At 31.2% G+C, this 17,214-nt stretch carries 23 protein-coding genes and 1 tRNA gene; 8 read left to right on the top strand and 16 right to left on the bottom strand.

Going from position 1 to position 17,214, the window contains the following annotated elements; translation table 11 throughout:
- Window positions 1-14 precede the first annotated feature (14 nt).
- Window positions 15-752, bottom strand: a complete 738-nt coding sequence (locus AC6H33_RS09140; RefSeq protein ID WP_497604574.1) for a 2OG-Fe(II) oxygenase — start codon at window positions 750-752, stop codon at window positions 15-17.
- A gap of 156 nt (window positions 753-908) precedes the next feature.
- On the bottom strand, window positions 909-1,097 hold the full coding sequence (locus AC6H33_RS09135) for a hypothetical protein (RefSeq protein WP_497604573.1): 189 nt from the start codon (window positions 1,095-1,097) through the stop codon (window positions 909-911).
- A gap of 283 nt (window positions 1,098-1,380) precedes the next feature.
- Here AC6H33_RS09135 and AC6H33_RS09130 point away from each other — a divergent pair, with 283 nt between their 5' ends.
- Window positions 1,381-1,758 carry a group III truncated hemoglobin gene (locus AC6H33_RS09130; protein WP_497604572.1) on the top strand — a complete coding sequence of 126 codons (378 nt, stop codon included), beginning with the start codon at window positions 1,381-1,383 and terminating at the stop codon, window positions 1,756-1,758.
- Here AC6H33_RS09130 and AC6H33_RS09125 read toward each other — a convergent pair.
- Window positions 1,747-2,619, bottom strand: coding sequence for a radical SAM/SPASM domain-containing protein (locus AC6H33_RS09125; RefSeq protein ID WP_497604571.1), 873 nt, complete (start codon window positions 2,617-2,619; stop codon window positions 1,747-1,749). The two genes, AC6H33_RS09130 and AC6H33_RS09125, sit on opposite strands and share 12 nt — an antisense overlap.
- 157 nt (window positions 2,620-2,776) lie before the next feature.
- On the opposite strand from AC6H33_RS09125, the gene AC6H33_RS09120 reads away from it, so the two are divergent.
- Complete coding sequence (locus tag AC6H33_RS09120; RefSeq protein ID WP_274378247.1) at window positions 2,777-2,908, top strand: hypothetical protein; 132 nt, start codon at window positions 2,777-2,779, stop codon at window positions 2,906-2,908.
- 70 nt (window positions 2,909-2,978) lie between these two features.
- Here the strand turns inward: AC6H33_RS09120 and AC6H33_RS09115 are convergent, their stop codons facing one another.
- Genes AC6H33_RS09115 through AC6H33_RS09090 form a run of 6 tightly spaced genes read right to left on the bottom strand, consistent with a single transcriptional unit; the run spans window position 2,979 to window position 8,685 of the window.
- The gene (locus AC6H33_RS09115; protein WP_497604570.1) at window positions 2,979-3,761 is read right to left on the bottom strand and encodes a magnesium transporter CorA family protein; all 783 of its coding nucleotides are present in this window, start codon (window positions 3,759-3,761) and stop codon (window positions 2,979-2,981) included.
- A 22-nt stretch (window positions 3,762-3,783) separates the two neighbouring features.
- Window positions 3,784-5,208 (bottom strand): mechanosensitive ion channel family protein, encoded by a 1,425-nt coding sequence (locus AC6H33_RS09110; RefSeq protein WP_497604569.1) that lies wholly within the window; start codon window positions 5,206-5,208, stop codon window positions 3,784-3,786.
- Between the two features lie 14 nt (window positions 5,209-5,222).
- Window positions 5,223-6,254, bottom strand: coding sequence for a zinc-binding metallopeptidase family protein (locus AC6H33_RS09105; protein ID WP_497604568.1), 1,032 nt, complete (start codon window positions 6,252-6,254; stop codon window positions 5,223-5,225).
- A 2-nt stretch (window positions 6,255-6,256) separates the two neighbouring features.
- Entirely contained in the window at window positions 6,257-7,309 is a 1,053-nt protein-coding gene (locus AC6H33_RS09100) for a succinylglutamate desuccinylase/aspartoacylase family protein (protein WP_497604567.1), read from the bottom strand.
- Window positions 7,310-8,242, bottom strand: a complete 933-nt coding sequence (gene rimK / locus AC6H33_RS09095) for a 30S ribosomal protein S6--L-glutamate ligase (protein WP_497604566.1) — start codon at window positions 8,240-8,242, stop codon at window positions 7,310-7,312.
- 17 nt (window positions 8,243-8,259) lie between these two features.
- Window positions 8,260-8,685 carry an ATP-dependent zinc protease family protein gene (locus AC6H33_RS09090; protein WP_497604565.1) on the bottom strand — a complete coding sequence of 142 codons (426 nt, stop codon included), beginning with the start codon at window positions 8,683-8,685 and terminating at the stop codon, window positions 8,260-8,262.
- Window positions 8,686-8,906: 221 nt separating this feature from the next.
- Here AC6H33_RS09090 and AC6H33_RS09085 point away from each other — a divergent pair, with 221 nt between their 5' ends.
- Window positions 8,907-9,149 (top strand): hypothetical protein, encoded by a 243-nt coding sequence (locus AC6H33_RS09085; RefSeq protein ID WP_497604564.1) that lies wholly within the window; start codon window positions 8,907-8,909, stop codon window positions 9,147-9,149.
- A gap of 38 nt (window positions 9,150-9,187) precedes the next feature.
- Here AC6H33_RS09085 and proB read toward each other — a convergent pair whose 3' ends face one another.
- Entirely contained in the window at window positions 9,188-9,955 is a 768-nt protein-coding gene (gene proB / locus AC6H33_RS09080) for a glutamate 5-kinase (RefSeq protein ID WP_497604563.1), read from the bottom strand.
- A 179-nt stretch (window positions 9,956-10,134) separates the two neighbouring features.
- Between proB and AC6H33_RS09075 the strand changes: the two genes are divergently transcribed.
- The 4 genes from AC6H33_RS09075 (at window position 10,135) to AC6H33_RS09060 (ending at window position 12,420) form a co-directional block, all read left to right on the top strand.
- On the top strand, window positions 10,135-10,362 hold the full coding sequence (locus AC6H33_RS09075) for a hypothetical protein (RefSeq protein ID WP_497604562.1): 228 nt from the start codon (window positions 10,135-10,137) through the stop codon (window positions 10,360-10,362).
- Between the two features lie 4 nt (window positions 10,363-10,366).
- A complete protein-coding gene (locus AC6H33_RS09070) occupies window positions 10,367-10,585 on the top strand; it encodes a hypothetical protein (RefSeq protein WP_497604561.1) in 219 nt (72 codons plus the stop codon).
- A gap of 64 nt (window positions 10,586-10,649) precedes the next feature.
- A tRNA-Arg gene (locus tag AC6H33_RS09065) sits at window positions 10,650-10,726 on the top strand.
- 287 nt (window positions 10,727-11,013) lie between these two features.
- Entirely contained in the window at window positions 11,014-12,420 is a 1,407-nt protein-coding gene (locus tag AC6H33_RS09060; RefSeq protein WP_497604560.1) for a tyrosine-type recombinase/integrase, read from the top strand.
- Between the two features lie 88 nt (window positions 12,421-12,508).
- On the opposite strand, the gene AC6H33_RS09055 is transcribed toward AC6H33_RS09060, so the two are convergent.
- The gene (locus tag AC6H33_RS09055; RefSeq protein WP_497604559.1) at window positions 12,509-12,808 is read right to left on the bottom strand and encodes a hypothetical protein; all 300 of its coding nucleotides are present in this window, start codon (window positions 12,806-12,808) and stop codon (window positions 12,509-12,511) included.
- Between the two features lie 113 nt (window positions 12,809-12,921).
- Between AC6H33_RS09055 and AC6H33_RS09050 the strand changes: the two genes are divergently transcribed.
- Window positions 12,922-13,476 carry a hypothetical protein gene (locus AC6H33_RS09050; protein ID WP_497604558.1) on the top strand — a complete coding sequence of 185 codons (555 nt, stop codon included), beginning with the start codon at window positions 12,922-12,924 and terminating at the stop codon, window positions 13,474-13,476.
- A 46-nt stretch (window positions 13,477-13,522) separates the two neighbouring features.
- Here the strand turns inward: AC6H33_RS09050 and AC6H33_RS09045 are convergent, their stop codons facing one another.
- From AC6H33_RS09045 to AC6H33_RS09025, 5 genes are all read right to left on the bottom strand, one after another.
- Window positions 13,523-14,629 (bottom strand): hypothetical protein, encoded by a 1,107-nt coding sequence (locus AC6H33_RS09045; RefSeq protein WP_497604557.1) that lies wholly within the window; start codon window positions 14,627-14,629, stop codon window positions 13,523-13,525.
- Window positions 14,630-14,988: 359 nt separating this feature from the next.
- On the bottom strand, window positions 14,989-16,029 hold the full coding sequence (locus AC6H33_RS09040; protein ID WP_497604556.1) for an SO_0444 family Cu/Zn efflux transporter: 1,041 nt from the start codon (window positions 16,027-16,029) through the stop codon (window positions 14,989-14,991).
- Between the two features lie 2 nt (window positions 16,030-16,031).
- Window positions 16,032-16,391 carry an ArsR/SmtB family transcription factor gene (locus AC6H33_RS09035; protein WP_497604555.1) on the bottom strand — a complete coding sequence of 120 codons (360 nt, stop codon included), beginning with the start codon at window positions 16,389-16,391 and terminating at the stop codon, window positions 16,032-16,034.
- Between the two features lie 220 nt (window positions 16,392-16,611).
- Entirely contained in the window at window positions 16,612-16,890 is a 279-nt protein-coding gene (locus AC6H33_RS09030) for a type II toxin-antitoxin system RelE/ParE family toxin (RefSeq protein WP_497604554.1), read from the bottom strand.
- Complete coding sequence (locus AC6H33_RS09025; protein ID WP_415396262.1) at window positions 16,880-17,134, bottom strand: type II toxin-antitoxin system Phd/YefM family antitoxin; 255 nt, start codon at window positions 17,132-17,134, stop codon at window positions 16,880-16,882. Before AC6H33_RS09025 ends, AC6H33_RS09030 begins: the two co-directional genes overlap by 11 nt.
- Between the last annotated feature and the right edge of the window lie 80 nt (window positions 17,135-17,214).

Raw genomic sequence — 17,214 nt, 5'->3', positions numbered from 1 at the left:
ATGGCGTGTTTTGATTAGGCAATAATAGCGTTATGCCACTGCACGAGAGTGAGTCTGTATCCATTCTCTACATGTAGAACTTCATGGCTGTATATCGGATTGCTTGGAAAGACTACCATCTCTCCTGCTTGAGGATAGAGTTTAATCTGTTTACCATCTGCGTCAAAGAGATAATTAAAAACAAGTTCTCCGCCGCCAAAGCTATAATCTTTGCTGTTATGTATTTCATGCGAAGTGGTAAAGAGAACGGTTGTAAGTTTGCGTAGCGGAGCTACTTGTATAAAACCTACTGTTTTGCCATCTGCATCCACTAGCTCATTTGAATCATCTGCATGTTTGATATAAAAAGAACCTTTTGTGTACTCCAGAGCCTGTAACGTGGTTGAAGTAGTGAGTGCAACGCTAAAGAAGCGCTCAATCTCTGGCTGAAAGGTTTTAAAATTCTCCTCATACATTTTTACATGTAGGTCTGAGAGTTTGTGAATAACGGTCTTTCTGATACTCTCATCAACGCTTGGGTCTACGATGCTACCTAGAAGCCTTGTCTTTACCTTGGCTTTTTCACCCTCTGAGGTGTTGTAGGCATACTCTGCTATATCGTAACATGTAGATTTTGAGAAAAAATCTTTGATAATTAGATATGGATAATCGTAGTATTGGTTTGACATAAGGCGTGTTTCAAGCTTTAAAGAGGCTACGAAATCATCACAAAATACATAGTTGCTTATCTGCTGCATTTTAACACTTCTCAAACCAGCACTTATCAATAATTTTAAATTGTAATGTATGCATTTTTCCCATCTGTATTAATCTATAAAAGTATAACTTTATTGTGGAAAATAGATGAGTTACGAAGTGCCTATGAAAGAGCTGTTTATAATTTCAGTTTTCTTGATACAGTCCAGACATCACTTAAATAAAGAGCTAAAAAACGATTCCTTTTCTTTAGGCGTATAGACTTCTTTTCTCTCATCTATAAAATTTGGGTCACCTTTTTCAAACTCTTTTTGAGAAACTCTTTTTATGCTCTTTTGCGGTTTGCTTTTTTTTACAAAACCGTTGCTTACGGTTCCGCTCATTCCATGTGGAATACACATAATATCTCCTTTTTTTCTATATATAACCTTACTATAACGAGATAGCACAAAGTGATATGTAACTTATATTACACTTCTATCTATTCGAAATAAATTAACACACACAAATAATTATGTATGTAGCACATCTCATATATTAACTAAAGTTTTCATACTTCTTGTTAAAGCCACTTTGAAATTTGGCTGATTTTTCATTGCTGGAATTATAGCTTTAGGTTGTGAGTAGGGTTGGTTTTATAGAATTCAAAAATCAATTGCTATATAAAAAGAGAGTAGATAAAATATGTTAAACAGTGAAGTTACAAAAGAAAATTTAAACAAGATGGTACTTTTATTTTATTCAAAAGTTTTAAAAGATAGCGTTGTCGCTCCTTTTTTTATTGAAAAATTGGGAGATGATATGAAAAATGAGAAATGGCGTCCTCATTTGGAGCTCTTAACAAATTTTTGGGCTTCTATCGCGCTTGGTGATAGTGCATATAGAGGTAGTCCTTTTGCGCCTCATTTAGATATTGAAGGTATCTCAAGAGAAGCATTTCAGGGGTGGCTAAGGCTATTTTACGAAACTCAAGATAGTATATATGTTCCAGAGATAGCTGACTTTTTCAAAAATAGAAGCACTCTGATAGCGGGTAATTTTATGAGAAATTTAGGAGTTTAAAAATCTATCTTTATAACTGCATTTTTTGCATAGCTCTTCAACTGCGATATGCCATTTAAAGCCCTCTATTATGGCTGTTGCTCTTTTTGAAGTGAGTATATTTTTTAGACTCTCTTCATGCAAGTTGCCGAGGTTTATAACGCCATCTCCATCTAAGCAGCAAGGCACAACATTGCCGTTTGCGAGTATGCCTATATGCGAGGAAAGCCCATAGCATGTAGCGTGAGAGTTATGTGTGGAGTTAAGTGATGGCCACTCAAAATAGCTATCAAAATTAAGTAGTATTTTTGGAGCTATGCGCAGAGATTTTATCTTCTCTTTGTGTATCAGCTCACTATCGATTGTTATATCAAAAAAAGAGTTTAGTTTTTCAAAAATAAGTCTGTTATATGTATCTTCAGAGCAAATATCATCAAGATTCCAAAGACGAAGATTTATAAAAGGTATGGGAAAGTTCTCTATTTTTTGTGAACATACATCTAAAACATATTTTATGTACTCTTCAAAGCTGATATTTAGGCTATTCTTGTTGAAACTGTTGAGTGAGATGTTTAGTTGGCGAACTGCTTCGTGAAATAGTGTTTCTGGCTTGTGTTTACAGAGGTAGTAACCGCTTGTTGTCAACTCTACTTGAAAATTGTATCTCTTGGCAATGTCAAGGTACTCATGCAGATTTGAGAGAAGCAGAGGGTCTCCCATAACATGAAAAGCGAGTGTTTTTGTATATGGAGTAAGCTCTTGTAGAGCTTTTTCAAAAAACTCTAGGGTCATAGTTTTTGAGGGATTTGCTTTTGGAGGGCAGAAACTACATGCAAGACCGCAAATATTTGTCACTTCAATATGAACACGATGGAACTGCATGAGACTCCTTAATAATTTTGAAACTCTATCATAAATAAATTAAAACTTAAACTAAATAGATAATTATAAAGGAGTGAGAAAGATAAAAGTTAAATCGGATAAAATTACTCTGATTTAAAAATTTAGAGCGTAACGCGTTCTTACCAAAGGATACAAGATGAAAAACATCATTTTATTAATCGCATTAACAATAGGTGCTTTACAAGCTGATAATATCGTTCATTACGATGTAAAAGAGACTGGTACTACAGTTAGTAAACCAAACCACCCAAGCACAGATATTTATTAATATCTAAAATTTTATTTCTCCTTCTAAAATAGGTCTTACAGTGGCCTATTTTAGTGACTAAAACTTTCCCTTAAACTCTTTTTTTTACAAAGTATATAACTCCAACCATGAAAATTGATAAAATAATCATAAAAATTCCAACACTATTTGTTCCTGATAACCCATCTGAAAATGGCATCCCGCTGGTATTCATCCCAAAAAATCCAACAACTAAATTTAATGGCAAGAAAATCGCAGAGATTATTGTTAAAATATATATTAAATGATTCATCTTTTCGTTTGTCTGTGCATTGTGAAAATTATATAGGTAGTCTAACTTTGATAATTGGAGTTTTGCTGAGTGAAGGGTTCTCTCAAGGTGTTCGTGCAAATCCATATAGTGGTTTATAGGAAAATCCAGAGTCTCTGTATGGTAGCTGATCATTTTATCCATTGTGGAAGAGGCGTGCATAAGTACACGTTCAACTCTTACAATATTTCTCTTTAGCTCAAGCCAACTGTTGATAAAAGACTTTTTTGTTTTGTTGAGATAAAGAGCTTCTTCCATATCAATAATCAAATCACGATAGACCTCAAAAGATTTTAATAGTTTGTCTATTGTTGTGTCTAGTATTTTATATGGCGCATCAAATCGATTTCCAAGCTCTTCAAAAGCCTTTTTATCTCTTACATAGAGATAGCTATTGTCGCTTGTTATAATAAAACCGATAGAGATTAGTTCAAGCTTATCTTCAATTATAGGCAACCTGACTATCAGCATGTCATAGCTATCATTTTCATCAAAGATAGATGGGTGTGTAGGATTTTTTAAATCCTCTATATGAAGTGTCTCTACTAGGTTGTAAAGATTCATATTTTATCCTTGTAGTTTAATTTTAGCAAAACTCTACACCGTTTTCTTGCAGCTTTTTTACAATTTTTTGACTTATTTGAGATTTTAATTCCATGATTTGATGATAAGGTGCAGCGTACCAAATGTATAAAATAAAACATGAACTTTTTGTATCAGGAATAAAATGAATACGAGGTCTAAATTCACGAGAGCGCATGTCGTAGCGCTTTCTTAGGTTTGAGAATTGCTTTGTTGCAACTTCCATATACCTCTCAGTAGCTTCAATTGTTACCTCTGTTACAAGTTCTTCAATTTTTTTTGTATCAGAGGTAAAAGGAATTTTAAATTCTATAAGATCATATATAGTTTTCATTTTATCGTGAGTGTAGTTATAGACATAGTTTGTTACAAAAAAATTGTTTGGTATAAAAACAGTTCTTCCTGAGCGTTTTAGCTCTAGGGCGGTTGTGTTGTTTATGCTCTCATATAGTGTAACTTGAAATAGTGAGATATTTATAACTTCCCCTATGATTTGATTGTTATTTGTCTGTAAAAGAATTCTATCTCCGACCTTTATAGAGTTTCCAAAAGATAGATGAAACCATGTAGCCATGCTTTGAAGATACTCTTTCATACTTATCGTAATCGCAGCTGCAATAACACCAATAAGTGTTGCTGCGTAAACAATATTGCTTATATTAAAGATAATTAACATAAGCAATACAAGAAGAAAAAAGCTTATATTTAATACTCTTTTTATTCTAAAGAGGCGGTCTTCATCATCTATTTTTTTGGATATAAAGTATTTAAGAGCATTAAAAAGAAGGAAAATTAATAATAAAGCGACAATTTTAACTATATAAAGGGGCAGTTGAGTCTGTTTAAATGCTGCTAATTCACTTATATAACTCTGTTTTGTTCGTCTTAAAACCTCTTCTTTATTTTCAAGTAACCCTCTTGCGTTTTCAAAAAAATCCAATGCTTTTTTGAGCTGGTACTCTTTAAAAAAATCTCTATTCTCTGATGTCTCAGCAGTGGAGAGTTCCTTTTTTAAGAAATCAACCGCATCGTCAAACTCTTGTTTTAAAATTTTTAATCGTTGAGTCTGTATGCTAAATTTGCCTTTTTGGCTTGTAAAAATATATTCGATTAAACCTATATCTTTAACGCTATCAACGGTGATTTTTTCAAGCATAGCGTCAAAAGATTGAGGGAGCTCATCGAGTATTTTCTTTTTACTTGTTTGAAGTTTAAGTAGCTGGGTTAGCTCTATTTTTTTCTTTGTTCCCGCTTCTTTTATGCTTCTTTCTAAAGCTTTAATCTCACTATCAGTAGCTTGTGCTTTTAGTTGGTTGCTATATACTTGTAGCCAAATATTTTTCTCTTTTTCAAAATATGTAAAATCATCATCGCCTAATAGTGAAAAGAAAATTCCTAAACTAATTATAAAAAGTGTTATTTTTTTCATAAAAGACCCTATATTTATGGAATATATAATTTTTGTAAAATTTTTATCATGCTCAGAGCAGCTCTTTTTGTAGTTGTTTCATTTACAGTATGATAACCAATGGTCGGGATTTGAAGTGTAGTGCCCTGAATCTCGCCCTTTGTTGCAAAAATAAGTCTTCCTAGTTCAGTAGTTCCAAGTGAACGAACTGTTTTGTTTTTTTGCATTTTATTTTTTAAGTAGGTGTCTTTAAAGTTGAAGTTTATCTTCTCTTTGATAGCTATTTTTTTGATTTTGTTTTTCAAAGGAGATCTAAAAACCGCGTTTGAATCTCTGTGTCTTAGAACTATATCTATACTTCTAAGTTCCTCTAGTGTCGGATACGGGCTAGTGTCTAGCACTAAAAGCTCATCTGTTTTTATGTTAAAGCGTCTAAACCACTCTAACAAAAACCTCCAGCTACGTCCAGCTTCTTCTGACGCGGTGAAAAATGCTGTACCTTGATAACCTATGGTGTACATGTAAATAATCATTGCAACACTTATGACATTGTCTAGCTGTGCAGATATTAAATCATCTTTAATATCGAGTTTATCCATAAATGCTATTGGCATCCCTGGTGTTAGATAATCAAAACCATCAATTTTAAAAATAATATTGTTTCTTCTCTCACATAAAAAAGCATCTTTTATAGAGCCAAGCCCTAAATATGTGCCTGACCAAGGCTGATAAGCTTGAACTTTTTCATCAACAAATCTAGCAGTAAAATTATGTAAAAGTTGTTCTGAGTTTGAATCTCCTGTTAAGTCTGCTTTATTTTTTGCAATAAACGCAGCATATTGAAACTCATTGTGCCCAGTACATACTAGCCCATGTCTATCGGCGTGAGCTGAAATATATCCACTTTGAGGGTTGTTTCCTTTTGCAACTAAAACACCATCATAGTATTCAACTTTCACACCATGCTCTTCAAGTTCTCTTTTTATAAACATAAAAAAAGGCTGTTCAGCACCAACTACGCTCGGTATTCTTATCAGTTGTTTTAATATATCGTAAAAAAGTTCCATATTTACTCTATTATCTCTTCATTTTTAAGTTCAAAAAATTCACTTGATTCAATTATATTTTCATTAAAGTACTCAATTTTATCTTCTGCGTCTTCAAGATTTCTAAACTTTGCGATATGAAAAACAGCATCACCTTCTTGCACAAGAGGAATCTCTGATTTGCCAATGATAACACCATCAAATGGCGCAATTAATTCAAAACTACTCTCTCCGATAGGTTCATCAACAAAAGCAATTACTTCATCTTTGCGTACAGTATCGCCTAGTGCTTTAATGGTTCTTAGCATGCCGCTCTCAGTAGAGCGTATCCACTGAGAGCTTTTTGTAACTATTGGAGTTGTTTTTTCAACCTTTTTCATCACTTTTGGAAGCATGCCGCTCTCTCTTAAAACATTAATTATCCCATTAACACCAGTTCTGATGCATTTTTCATCAAATCTTAGAGCTTCTCCTGCCTCATATAAAAGTATTGGAATTCCCTCTTCTTGGGCAACAGCACGTAGTGAGCCATCTCTTACCTCTGAGTGTAAAATCACAGGAGCTTGAAACGCTTTTGCAAGATTGAAAGTGTACTCATTATCTATATTTGTTCTTATCTGAGGAAGATTAGATTTGTGAATAGAAGCTGTATGTAAATCTATACCTAAATCACATTTTCGCACTATTTCATCAAAAAATATTTTAGCAACTCTACTTGCTAAAGAGCCATGTGTGCTCCCTGGAAAGCTTCTATTTAAATCTCTTCTATCGGGCAAATACCTAGATAAGGTCATAATTCCATAAATATTTACAATAGGAACAAGTATGATCGTGCCCCTTATTTTTTTTAAAATAGCAAGTTTTCTAAGGCGTCTTATAATCTCTATACCGTTTAGCTCATCCCCATGAATAGCCGCGCTAACAAAGATGGTAGGTCCACTTTTTTTTCCTCTTATTACATGAACTGGAAGCTTTGTTGGTGTATTGTAAAGTTTTGGAAGCTCAAGGTTTATACTTAGGGATACACCCATTGGTATCTCTTGATTATATAAAATAAATTTTGCGTTAGATGTCAATTAAGCTCCAATGCTATCTTTTTTAATTTTTCTTTTTTCTGGATTTATCTTGCATTTTGGATCTATATTTTTTGCAATATATTCCATGATTTTTCCAGCAATATCAATTTTTGTAGATTTTTCGATTCCCTCTAATCCAGGAGAAGAGTTTACCTCCATGACAAGAGGCCCTCTGTTTGATTGAATCATATCGACTCCACAAATCCCAAGTCCCATAGCTTTGGCAGCTGAGAGGGCAGTCTCTTTTTCTCTTTTTGTGAGCTTGTGTGCTGTAGCGCTTCCGCCTTGATGAAGATTTGATCTAAAATCACCCTCAGCACCTTGACGCTTCATTGCGCCAATTATTTTCCCGCCGACGATAAATACTCGTATGTCAGCTCCACCAGCCTCTTCAATGTACTCTTGCACGAGCAGATTAACATCCATTCCGTAAAAAGCATCCAAAACGGATTTAGCAGCCTTTTCGCTATCTACCAAAACTACACCAACTCCTTGAGTGCCTTCTAATATCTTAAGTACGAGTGGAGCGCCTCCACTTAGGGCTATCACATCTTTTGCATTTGATTTATTGGAAGCAAAAACAGTTTTTGGCATATCGACACCATTTTTTGAGAGTATCTGAAGGCTTCTTAGTTTATCTCTACTTCTTTTTATAGCAAGCGAGCCTGTTGCACTAAAGACATCCATCATCTCAAAATGCCTTACCATTGCAGTTCCATAAAATGTTCTACTGGCACCAATTCTTGGAATAATAGCATCTGGAGTAGGAAGCTCTTTTCCTAAATAATTTACTTTTAGTTCATCTTTCATTATCTCTATACTGCATTTTAGGTAGTCAATTACCCTTACTTCCCACCCTTTTTCTTCAGCCGCTTGAACTAATCTTTTTGTTGAATATAACTCTTTGTTTCTTGATAATATGTAAATTCTCATGTAGCTCTTCTTTATGTTTATTTTGTCTGTTTTGTGAGATATTCTTGTGAAACATCAACTAAAAATCTTTTTGCTAAAAACTTTCTTCCTATCAACATTGGATATTTCATATCAGAGCGATTTGTTAGAGAGATAACAGTAAGGTAACTTTTTCCAAAGAAATCAACCTTTACCCTGATAGATGGTCTGTGTTGAATTTCACCGTTTGAGCTTTTTACTCTTTTCATCTGATACAGAGGGATTGATATTTTTTTACCATGATATGCCTCATGAACTTCATCTAGCAGCTTAAAATGAACAATATTGTTTTTATCTACAAATATATCGTCACAATGAATGGCGTTTGAATCAGCTCCAGTGTCAATTTTAACGTCAAGATCATAAAGCTCTAAATCTGGAATCGATATAATCTCTTTTGTGCCAATAATTTTCTTTTTTAACATTGAGTAAATCCGATATTTTAGATAGATTATAACATGTTTTATCTAAGCAAAAAAGGAACTTATTTTAAGTTTTTTTTAAGAGAAGTTTTTTTTATTTATGAGTATAATTTTGTTTGAATAAAATGGAAATCAGGGTCTTAGTGGCTAGAACATTGAGAGTTGTAACGTATATTACGTAATAAAATTCACAAAAGTGAAATGTATTTGTTAAGAGGGCAAATATGACGTTTAAAGATTTAGAATTTATACTGGAATTAAATGGGGTAATGAGAAAAGATATTGATAATATCTTGGATTTTAGTCGAAAAAACGGCATCAATACAGAAGAAATAGATGACGAACTAAACAATATGGGTTACGAGAGAATCCTTGAAAATGAGCTTGAAGATGGGTTGGATGAAGATGAGTATGAACATGTGGAAAAGTTTCCACATAGAAGCAAATTTTCAGAAGATTACGACTAAGTAAAAAATTTGATAGCACACTTCTGCGCTATCAAGAACTAACTATTTTTTGGTTCAAATAGAGTTCCAAGTGTATGTTTGTCTTCCAAAAGATAAGATTCAGCAGCACTAAGATCAAACCCACTACATAAAAACATTTTACGTTTATGCTTTATCAAAAAATCAGCAGCTTTTAATTTTGTTACTATCCCACCAGTTGCAAATTCATTATTTGGCGTAGATGCATCAACAAGCAGATTCTCTGGAATTTCATTGATAAATTTATAGATTTTTGCATCATTAAACTCTTGCGGATTTTTATCATAATAGCCATCAATATCACTAAGTATAACTAAAAGATCTGATTCAACAGCGTGAGCAACATTCGCAGATAGTTGGTCGTTGTCGCCAAATAACTGCTCTGGCGTAGAGGTAATATCGTTTTCATTTACGATTGGTAAAATCCCATTTTCTAAATGAGCATCAATAATTTCTTGAAACATTTTTGTTCTTGTTCTTGAGTCAAAATCATCTTCTGTAAGTAAAATTTGTGCTGTTGTAATATCATAAATATCAAATTTCTTTTTATATGCAGTCATTAAAATAGGCTGACCAGCAGCTGCGAGAGCTTTTTTCCCTATCTGTTTTCTTTTATCTAATTTGAGTGCAGAATACCCAGCGGCAACTGCGCCAGATGTTACTAAAACAACATCATATTTGTCTCTTAATTTAGAAATTAGCCTAACTAGATTTAGCATACGTTCTTTGGCAATCTTGTTATTTTGTGTTAAAACGGCTGTTCCAACTTTTATAACAACTCTTTTCATAAACTTCCTTTATTTTTTAAAGATACCCTGTTTTTATCGTTACAAGAGTAATTTTCCCCTATTGTAACAAGTCAAACATTTTCTTTTTATTATATTTGTAATTTAGCAAATTAAATGGTAATTGATAAATTGCAAATTATGATAGAATTGTGTTTATATAATCAAGATAGGATTTTTTTATGCAAGAACAGACAACTTTAGCAAGATTAAGCGATAAAATAGTAACAATAGTAGAAAAATATAAAGCACTAAAAGAAGAAAACGAGACACTAAGATTAGAGAGTGTAAGACTAAAAGCAGAGAGTGAACTAAAGAGCCAAGAGATAGCTAAACTTATAGAACAAAATGCACTTAAAGATTCTGAAATAGAGTCAATTGTAGATAAACTAGAAAGTATTATGGCGTAAGTAGATGAGTAAAAAATTAGGGTTAAATATAGGCGGTCGCCGTTTTGACGTAGATTTAGATGACCAATTTGCTGCTTTTTTAGAAAAAGAGATGAAAAAAGATTTTAATTTAGATGGAAATAATGATATAAAACAACTGCTTCAAGCTTATGTGCGTAAAAATTATGAGCTATACCTTCAAGAACAAAAAATAGAAGAAATAACAAAAACATTAGAAGTTTAAGACAGATTTATTATTATATAAGTTAAGAGTGCTATAATTTCATCCTCTTTAATAGAGATGGTGTGCGCTCGTAGCTCAGCTGGATAGAGCACTGGTTTGCGGTACCAGCGGTCACATGTTCGAATCATGTCGGGCGCACCATAATTTAGGCATTTCAGCCACTAACCCCCAAAAATAATCCAATATTTGTAATACTTTGTAATACTTTGTAATACTTTTCAAAAATTTTTATAAAAAAAACATTGAAATATATCTATCAGAGAAATAAAACTTACTATTTTAGAGTTAACATCACTGCTTGTATGAGCATTTATTTCACACATAAAAGATTGTATGTTAAAAGCCTGGAAACAAATAATATAAACACTGCTAAAAGATATGCTAAAATCCTTTTAAACAAGTTCAACTACATAAGGCAGAGCATAAGTATGAATATAGAAGAAACAGTGTTAAAAGAGCTTGTAATTGATTTCACAGACACAAAATTAGAAGAAACAGAAAATGATTTATACAGCATATCAAATCCAGAAGATGCAGTTTTTGCACTATTAATTGAAGATACAATCCAAAGTTTTCAATCTGCATATGAAACTGATACTTATGACAAAGTAGAATCAGAAGCAAAACAAATATTAAGCACTTTAAAATTGGAATATGATAATGAAGATTTTGAAAAAGTAAGTGTTTTATTATTGCGATCACATATAAACAACCTAAAAATTATTTCTCAAAAAATTGACACTAGTGCATATAGACAACCAAGACCAGTAAAAATTATAAACACTCCTGTTGTAAAAGCTAATAAGACAACAAAACATTATTACCTAAAAGATATATATGCTAAATTTGTTGAGCATACAGCAGAAAATAATCATTGGAGTAAAGATACTCATGATAAACATAAAACAGCTTTGCAACTATTAATAATGTATTTTGATGATAAGGTTATATTATCTGATGTCAAAGCAGAAACAACAAAGGATAATATAGATATTTACAGTCTTGATATTAGAGATTTTAGTAATTTGATCTTACTTTTAAGAAAAATACCAGTCAAATATAGAGGAAACAATGTATATAATCCTCTAAAACTAAAAGAGATTATTACATATACAGAAGTACCACTGCTTTCTACACGTACAGCAAATAGATATATAGATACCATAAATGAATTTTTAAGATATTGCAAAAAATACAGCTATACAAGTGATCTAATAGAGTTGGATAAGCTAAAACTTACAAAAATGGAAATGATTAAGTTAAAAAAAGAGACTTATAGCAATGAGGAACTTGAAAAAATATATAAATATGCTCTAAACAGTGAAGATTTAGAAACCAAATATATCTTGCTCATTGCAATTTTACAAGGGTTTAGAATCTCTGAAACAACTAGGCTTTTAAAGTCAGATGTTGTAAAAGTAGATGACACATATTGTTTTAAAATAGATATTACAGATGAAAAAGACACTAAAAATTTAAACAGCATTCGTACAATTCCAATCCACGAGCATTTAATAAAACATGGCTTCTTGGATTATATTAAAAACACTAAGGATGATGTTGAAATTTTTGAGATTTCAAATACAGATTTTAGTAGAAATTTTACTGATATAAATAGAGAACATATAACAATCAATAGTAAAAGAACACTACACCGTATACGTGCCAACTTTATTGATACATTATTACAGGCAGATGTAAGAATTGAGCATATAGCCTCCCTTGTAGGCCATAGTAATGAATTTAAAATTACTGCTGATGATTATGGTAACAATATCAATGTTGGGTTATTAAATAAAGCAATGAAAAAAGTACAATATGATTTTTTTATTTAAAAATGTTAAACATATTAAACTAAATTTTCTTTAAAAATATCTTTATGTTTTGCCGCAGTTACATATGAAATATCAGCTTGTTGAGCTATTAATAAATAGTGATTTTTTTATTCTCTTTTTTTAGTTGTTCATAAGCATCTTGAATTTTCATTCTACTTTTAGAAACCCTTGCAAGATTTGCTTTTTTTGGTGCTTCAAATTTTTTATTTGATACTTTAATGTGTTTAACATTATTAAGTATATTTTTTAATACTTCAATATCTTCTTTACGATCTTCTGCATACTCTGAATGTTGATATTCAATTTCATCAATCAAAGAAGAAACATAAACATCCAAAATCTCAAATTCTTTTAGGGATAAGTTCAATCTACAATAGATATCTTTCATAATAAAATCCAATTAGTTAAATATGTTTAACAAAATTATATACTTTTTTTTCAAAAACTAAATTTATTTTTATAATTACTATCCAAAGGCCACAAGCCAAAAAGGATTTAGTTATGAATGATTTAGACAACAATTTACCAGATACAAGAAAGAATACGCTACAAGATAGTAAACCAAATAATGTTTTATGTGAAGCACAAATAAAAAAGGCAGTTAGTGCAGCTATTTACAAAGTGTTTCCAAAAGATTTAGAAGATATCAAAAAGACCTTAGAACAATACAGTAAAGCCATTAAAAGCAACGTGCTGACCAGATTTGATTATTTTGACTTTGATAATATAGATAAAAAAATGAAAATAATTGAAGATATTGATCTTGAATTAAAAAAAATTGTTTATGGAATGAAAAAATTGACAGAAGATTTATTATATGAAAAAAACAGTATAGATAAAACAGCTAAAAAATGGATCGATAAATTAGATGAAAGGGGCATTGAAAATTTAGATGCTGTTGAAGTGGCAGGGAAAGGGATAAATAATTTAAAAAATAGGGTGGAAGATATAGAGAAAAGTAAAAATAATATTTTTAGTATTACAAACATACTTTTGTTTGCAGTTGCCGGAGCAACTGCAGTAAATACATATTATTTATTTTTCAAACAAATATGAGTGAAAAAAAGTAAAAATTTCAAATTTTAACCTGCAATCATATCTGCTAATGAACTCCATTTAGTTCATTAGCAGATAAGCCTTTTTGCTCATACTCTTCTAAAACAGTCAGCAGTTTATCTTTTTCAGCTTGCAAAATTTGGTATTTTTGAGAAATAAAATTTATCTTATTTTCTGCATTAGATAGGCTGGCTTCATACGATCTTAAATCCTCTTCCATAGTCTCAGTTTTATATGAGAATTTTTTATTTTGTAAAAGCATATCTTGGAAGTGCTTGGGGATAGTCTCATTTTCAAGTGATTCTTGCTTTAAAACAGTGAGTTTTTTAGCTAATTCTTCAATAATCTTATCTTTATCAAGGGAGAAGCCTTTATGCTTGTTTTTAGCCCAATTTATAAAATTTTCTACATATATCTTTGCTTTATGCTCCATTCTCTGCTGCAAGGCTTTAAAGTTGGGCAAAGATTTTATATAATCTTTTCTACCACCTTTTACAACCTGCTGGATATCAAGATTATATTTTTTGAGTGCTGGATGTGTGGCGGCAAAACTATTAAAATCTTCTTGCATTTTTGAATATTGAAACTGACCATCTTCAAATGAACTTTGTAAATCATTGGAGATCGTGTTATTTTCATAATATCCATTTAAATGCTGGTGGCTTGAATGTTGATCTTGGTGATTTGCTGAAAGTGTTATTTGAAAGTTAGAAAATTTTTCTTTTACAAACTCCATTACCATAATATTGAAATCATTGGCATAATCTGTATCTCTTCTGTACTTTTGATTGTCTGTGACAGTAAATACAAATTCAACAAAATTTTTCTTAGGTAAATGGTTTTTATTTATGGTTTTATCTCTTAGCTCAATAAGCGAATCAATTTGAAGTTGAAGTTTATTCTTAGTAGCTTGTTTTTGAGCCTTTTTTTGCCTATCTCTTAGTCTTGATATACTTTTACCTATTTCAGACCTTGAAGGCACTTTATCCTCATTTTTAGCCATATTGTTTTTAAATTTATAATCTTCCCTGTTGTCAATGAAAATAATATTTTTATATTCTTTGTCATTGGAAGTTGAAAGATTTTTAAGCCTAGCATTATGTTTCATTCTATTTTCAAATGTCTTAGGCTTATTGCTTGTTTTTATATCCATAAATGTGCTGCTCATTGTAAATCCTTATTGTCTTTACATGATAATTATAAATATAAAAAAGTTTTTTAGAGAAAGTTGGTGCTTCTTGGTACTTGGCGATCAAGAAGACACGCTGTAAACTATTACCAATAAAAAAATCAAAGATATTTTTAGGTATTAGTTCAGCTTGTGTCCTCGCAGGAGGCTAAAAGTTATTTCATGTTTTATAAGTATCTAGATAATCTTTTAAAGCTATTTAATTTGTTCCAAAACTCCTAAGAGTTTGTGGGAATTTGATATTTAGACTTTTTGAACACTTTGTGGAACACGGAAAACTAATATGAGTGCTTCGTGTTCCAAATATAAGAGCCTTGTAAACATTATGATTTAACTAAAGAGTTAATCCACTGCTTAGCTACAAAGTAAAACATTGTTATCAAGAATATAATAGCTCCACCAATATCAAGTATTGATTTTGATTCATTCTCTAAACTGTCCAATGTATATGCAAACCATTCTTTGGGAAACACAAAATCAATCATCAATGCAAAAGAGATTGTAACTGCCACAATTGATATTAGATAAACTATTAACACATCATTACCAAGAGTCTTCTTTATAATTCCTGCTGTAATAATATTTGTTGCAGGGGCTGCTGCTAAAAAAATAAAAGCTACTCCTGGACTTACACCAACTGCTAACATTGATAAAGCAATAGGAATGGCTGAAATTGAACACACATATAGAGGTAGTGCAATTAAAAAGACCAAAAAATAGGCTATCAATAAATTATCATTTAAAAACTCAACACCATTGTTTGGAATTAAAAGTATAAATAAAGTTGCTAATATTAGACCGTAAAATATTGGTTTAGCAATATCACTAAAAACTTCATTCATCGCATAATTGTATGCTTTTTTAAATTGATTCTCTTTTAGTGTTTCATTAGAAGAAGAGCAACAAGAAGAAGAACTACAACAAGATTTTTTCTCTTCTTTTTCTTGAATGTCATCATATGATTCTTTTACAAGACTACCTGCAAGAACTCCACTAATAAAACTTGAAATAACTCTTATGATTGCCATTGGAAGACCAAATACACCATAAGTAGCTATTATTGAATCTATACCTGTCATTGGAGTTGTAATATAAAAACTTGTCACTGCTTTTTTAGATGCACCTTTTTGTCTTAAACTTGTAGCCAAAGGTATTACACCACATGAACAAAGAGGAAGAGGAATACCATATAGCGCACCTTTTAAAGCACTGTATTTATTATCTTCGCCTAAATGTTTTTTAATCCAATCTTCAGAGATATATAAGTGGACTATTCCTACAAAGATTAATCCTATTAAAACATATAGTCCTATCATTATTGATAGTTCCCAAAAGTTTTGTAAAAAATTTAATATAAACTCCATAGTTACTCCTTGAATAAAAATATTTTTTCTAATAACCCTGATAAATTAGGATTGTTTGATTCATCAATAAAATAGTAAATAGTTAATCCATCTCTTGATTTATTCAATATCCCACCATCTTTTAATTTACGTAAATGCTGAGATATTGCAGATTGATTAACTTCTAATATTTCACTCAGGTCACATACACAAAGCTTATTAAAGTTTTTAAGCAGCAATACAATCTTCATTCTCACACTATTAGATAGTAGCGCTAATTTTTCCGATTTATTCTCTATCTCTACATGATTATCAAAAATAAAATTCTTAGCTTTTTTAACTTCGCTCTTATTGCTCGCTTCTCTATAACATTCTTCACTCATTTAAACTCCAATATAACTATATTATAATATTCTAATATAGAAAGGTTTGTTAAGTGTATAATTTAAGGATATCTTTTAGTTGAAATTAAAGTTTAATACCAAATTACAATATACCTGAGTCTTATACTGAAGATGATATTGTTAAGGTCTTGCAAAAATATTTGGGATAAAGCCATAAACTGTTCTTTTTGGAACAAAACATAAAATCAAAAAGTGAGTATCAATAAAGATTTTCACGATAAATTGTGAGGATTTCTATGCGTTCATCTGATATACGGTATATAATACTAAAACCTTGATACACTAATTTTCTAGTATTTGGTGCTAGTTCTTCACTAGGTCTGCCTGCTTGGGGAAAATTATAGAGAGTCTGGGTAATATATTGACGCAACTTTTTTACATAAGAAGCTGTCGTTTTTTTTGATCCACTTTGTTGATAAATATACTCTGCTAATGCCTCAAGCCTTTGATATGCTTTTTGAGAAAAATCAATTTTCATATTTAGCTAGAACCTTATCAAAAGCTTCTTCAATACCAATAATATCACCTCTTTCGATTTCTTTTATTGATTCTTGGACTTCACGTTTCAAAGCAGCATGGGTTCTATTGTATTCATCAAGTGAAATTAATACAACACTTTTGTCATTTTTAGTAGTTATGATAATTTCTTCATCATTATCACATGCATCATCAATCAGAGTCTTGAGATTGTTACGGGCATTTGTGTAGTTTACAGCTTGCATATTAATCCTTTTACATGACAGGTTTCTGTCATTTTAGCATATTTATTCAAAAATTTACAACTTATTCTATTTTGAACTAC

The sequence above is a fragment of the Sulfurimonas limnophila genome, from assembly GCF_059705345.1.
The sequence above is the reverse complement of the archived record's forward strand: the minus strand, read 5'-3'. Positions and strand labels throughout refer to the sequence as shown.

Excerpts from the sequence above, each read along its gene's own strand:
- AC6H33_RS09135 (WP_497604573.1), bottom strand. The coding sequence starts at position 1,097 with ATGTGTATTCCACATGGAATGAGCGGAACCGTAAGCAACGGTTTTGTA.
- AC6H33_RS09130 (WP_497604572.1), top strand. The coding sequence starts at position 1,381 with ATGTTAAACAGTGAAGTTACAAAAGAAAATTTAAACAAGATGGTACTT.
- AC6H33_RS09125 (WP_497604571.1), bottom strand. The coding sequence starts at position 2,619 with ATGCAGTTCCATCGTGTTCATATTGAAGTGACAAATATTTGCGGTCTT.
- AC6H33_RS09120 (WP_274378247.1), top strand. The coding sequence starts at position 2,777 with ATGAAAAACATCATTTTATTAATCGCATTAACAATAGGTGCTTTACAA.
- AC6H33_RS09115 (WP_497604570.1), bottom strand. The coding sequence starts at position 3,761 with ATGAATCTTTACAACCTAGTAGAGACACTTCATATAGAGGATTTAAAA.
- AC6H33_RS09110 (WP_497604569.1), bottom strand. The coding sequence starts at position 5,208 with ATGAAAAAAATAACACTTTTTATAATTAGTTTAGGAATTTTCTTTTCA.
- AC6H33_RS09105 (WP_497604568.1), bottom strand. The coding sequence starts at position 6,254 with ATGGAACTTTTTTACGATATATTAAAACAACTGATAAGAATACCGAGC.
- rimK (WP_497604566.1), bottom strand. The coding sequence starts at position 8,242 with ATGAGAATTTACATATTATCAAGAAACAAAGAGTTATATTCAACAAAA.
- AC6H33_RS09090 (WP_497604565.1), bottom strand. The coding sequence starts at position 8,685 with ATGTTAAAAAAGAAAATTATTGGCACAAAAGAGATTATATCGATTCCA.
- AC6H33_RS09085 (WP_497604564.1), top strand. The coding sequence starts at position 8,907 with ATGACGTTTAAAGATTTAGAATTTATACTGGAATTAAATGGGGTAATG.
- proB (WP_497604563.1), bottom strand. The coding sequence starts at position 9,955 with ATGAAAAGAGTTGTTATAAAAGTTGGAACAGCCGTTTTAACACAAAAT.
- AC6H33_RS09075 (WP_497604562.1), top strand. The coding sequence starts at position 10,135 with ATGCAAGAACAGACAACTTTAGCAAGATTAAGCGATAAAATAGTAACA.
- AC6H33_RS09070 (WP_497604561.1), top strand. The coding sequence starts at position 10,367 with ATGAGTAAAAAATTAGGGTTAAATATAGGCGGTCGCCGTTTTGACGTA.
- AC6H33_RS09060 (WP_497604560.1), top strand. The coding sequence starts at position 11,014 with ATGAATATAGAAGAAACAGTGTTAAAAGAGCTTGTAATTGATTTCACA.
- AC6H33_RS09055 (WP_497604559.1), bottom strand. The coding sequence starts at position 12,808 with ATGAAAGATATCTATTGTAGATTGAACTTATCCCTAAAAGAATTTGAG.
- AC6H33_RS09050 (WP_497604558.1), top strand. The coding sequence starts at position 12,922 with ATGAATGATTTAGACAACAATTTACCAGATACAAGAAAGAATACGCTA.
- AC6H33_RS09045 (WP_497604557.1), bottom strand. The coding sequence starts at position 14,629 with ATGGATATAAAAACAAGCAATAAGCCTAAGACATTTGAAAATAGAATG.
- AC6H33_RS09040 (WP_497604556.1), bottom strand. The coding sequence starts at position 16,029 with ATGGAGTTTATATTAAATTTTTTACAAAACTTTTGGGAACTATCAATA.
- AC6H33_RS09035 (WP_497604555.1), bottom strand. The coding sequence starts at position 16,391 with ATGAGTGAAGAATGTTATAGAGAAGCGAGCAATAAGAGCGAAGTTAAA.
- AC6H33_RS09030 (WP_497604554.1), bottom strand. The coding sequence starts at position 16,890 with ATGAAAATTGATTTTTCTCAAAAAGCATATCAAAGGCTTGAGGCATTA.
- AC6H33_RS09025 (WP_415396262.1), bottom strand. The coding sequence starts at position 17,134 with ATGCAAGCTGTAAACTACACAAATGCCCGTAACAATCTCAAGACTCTG.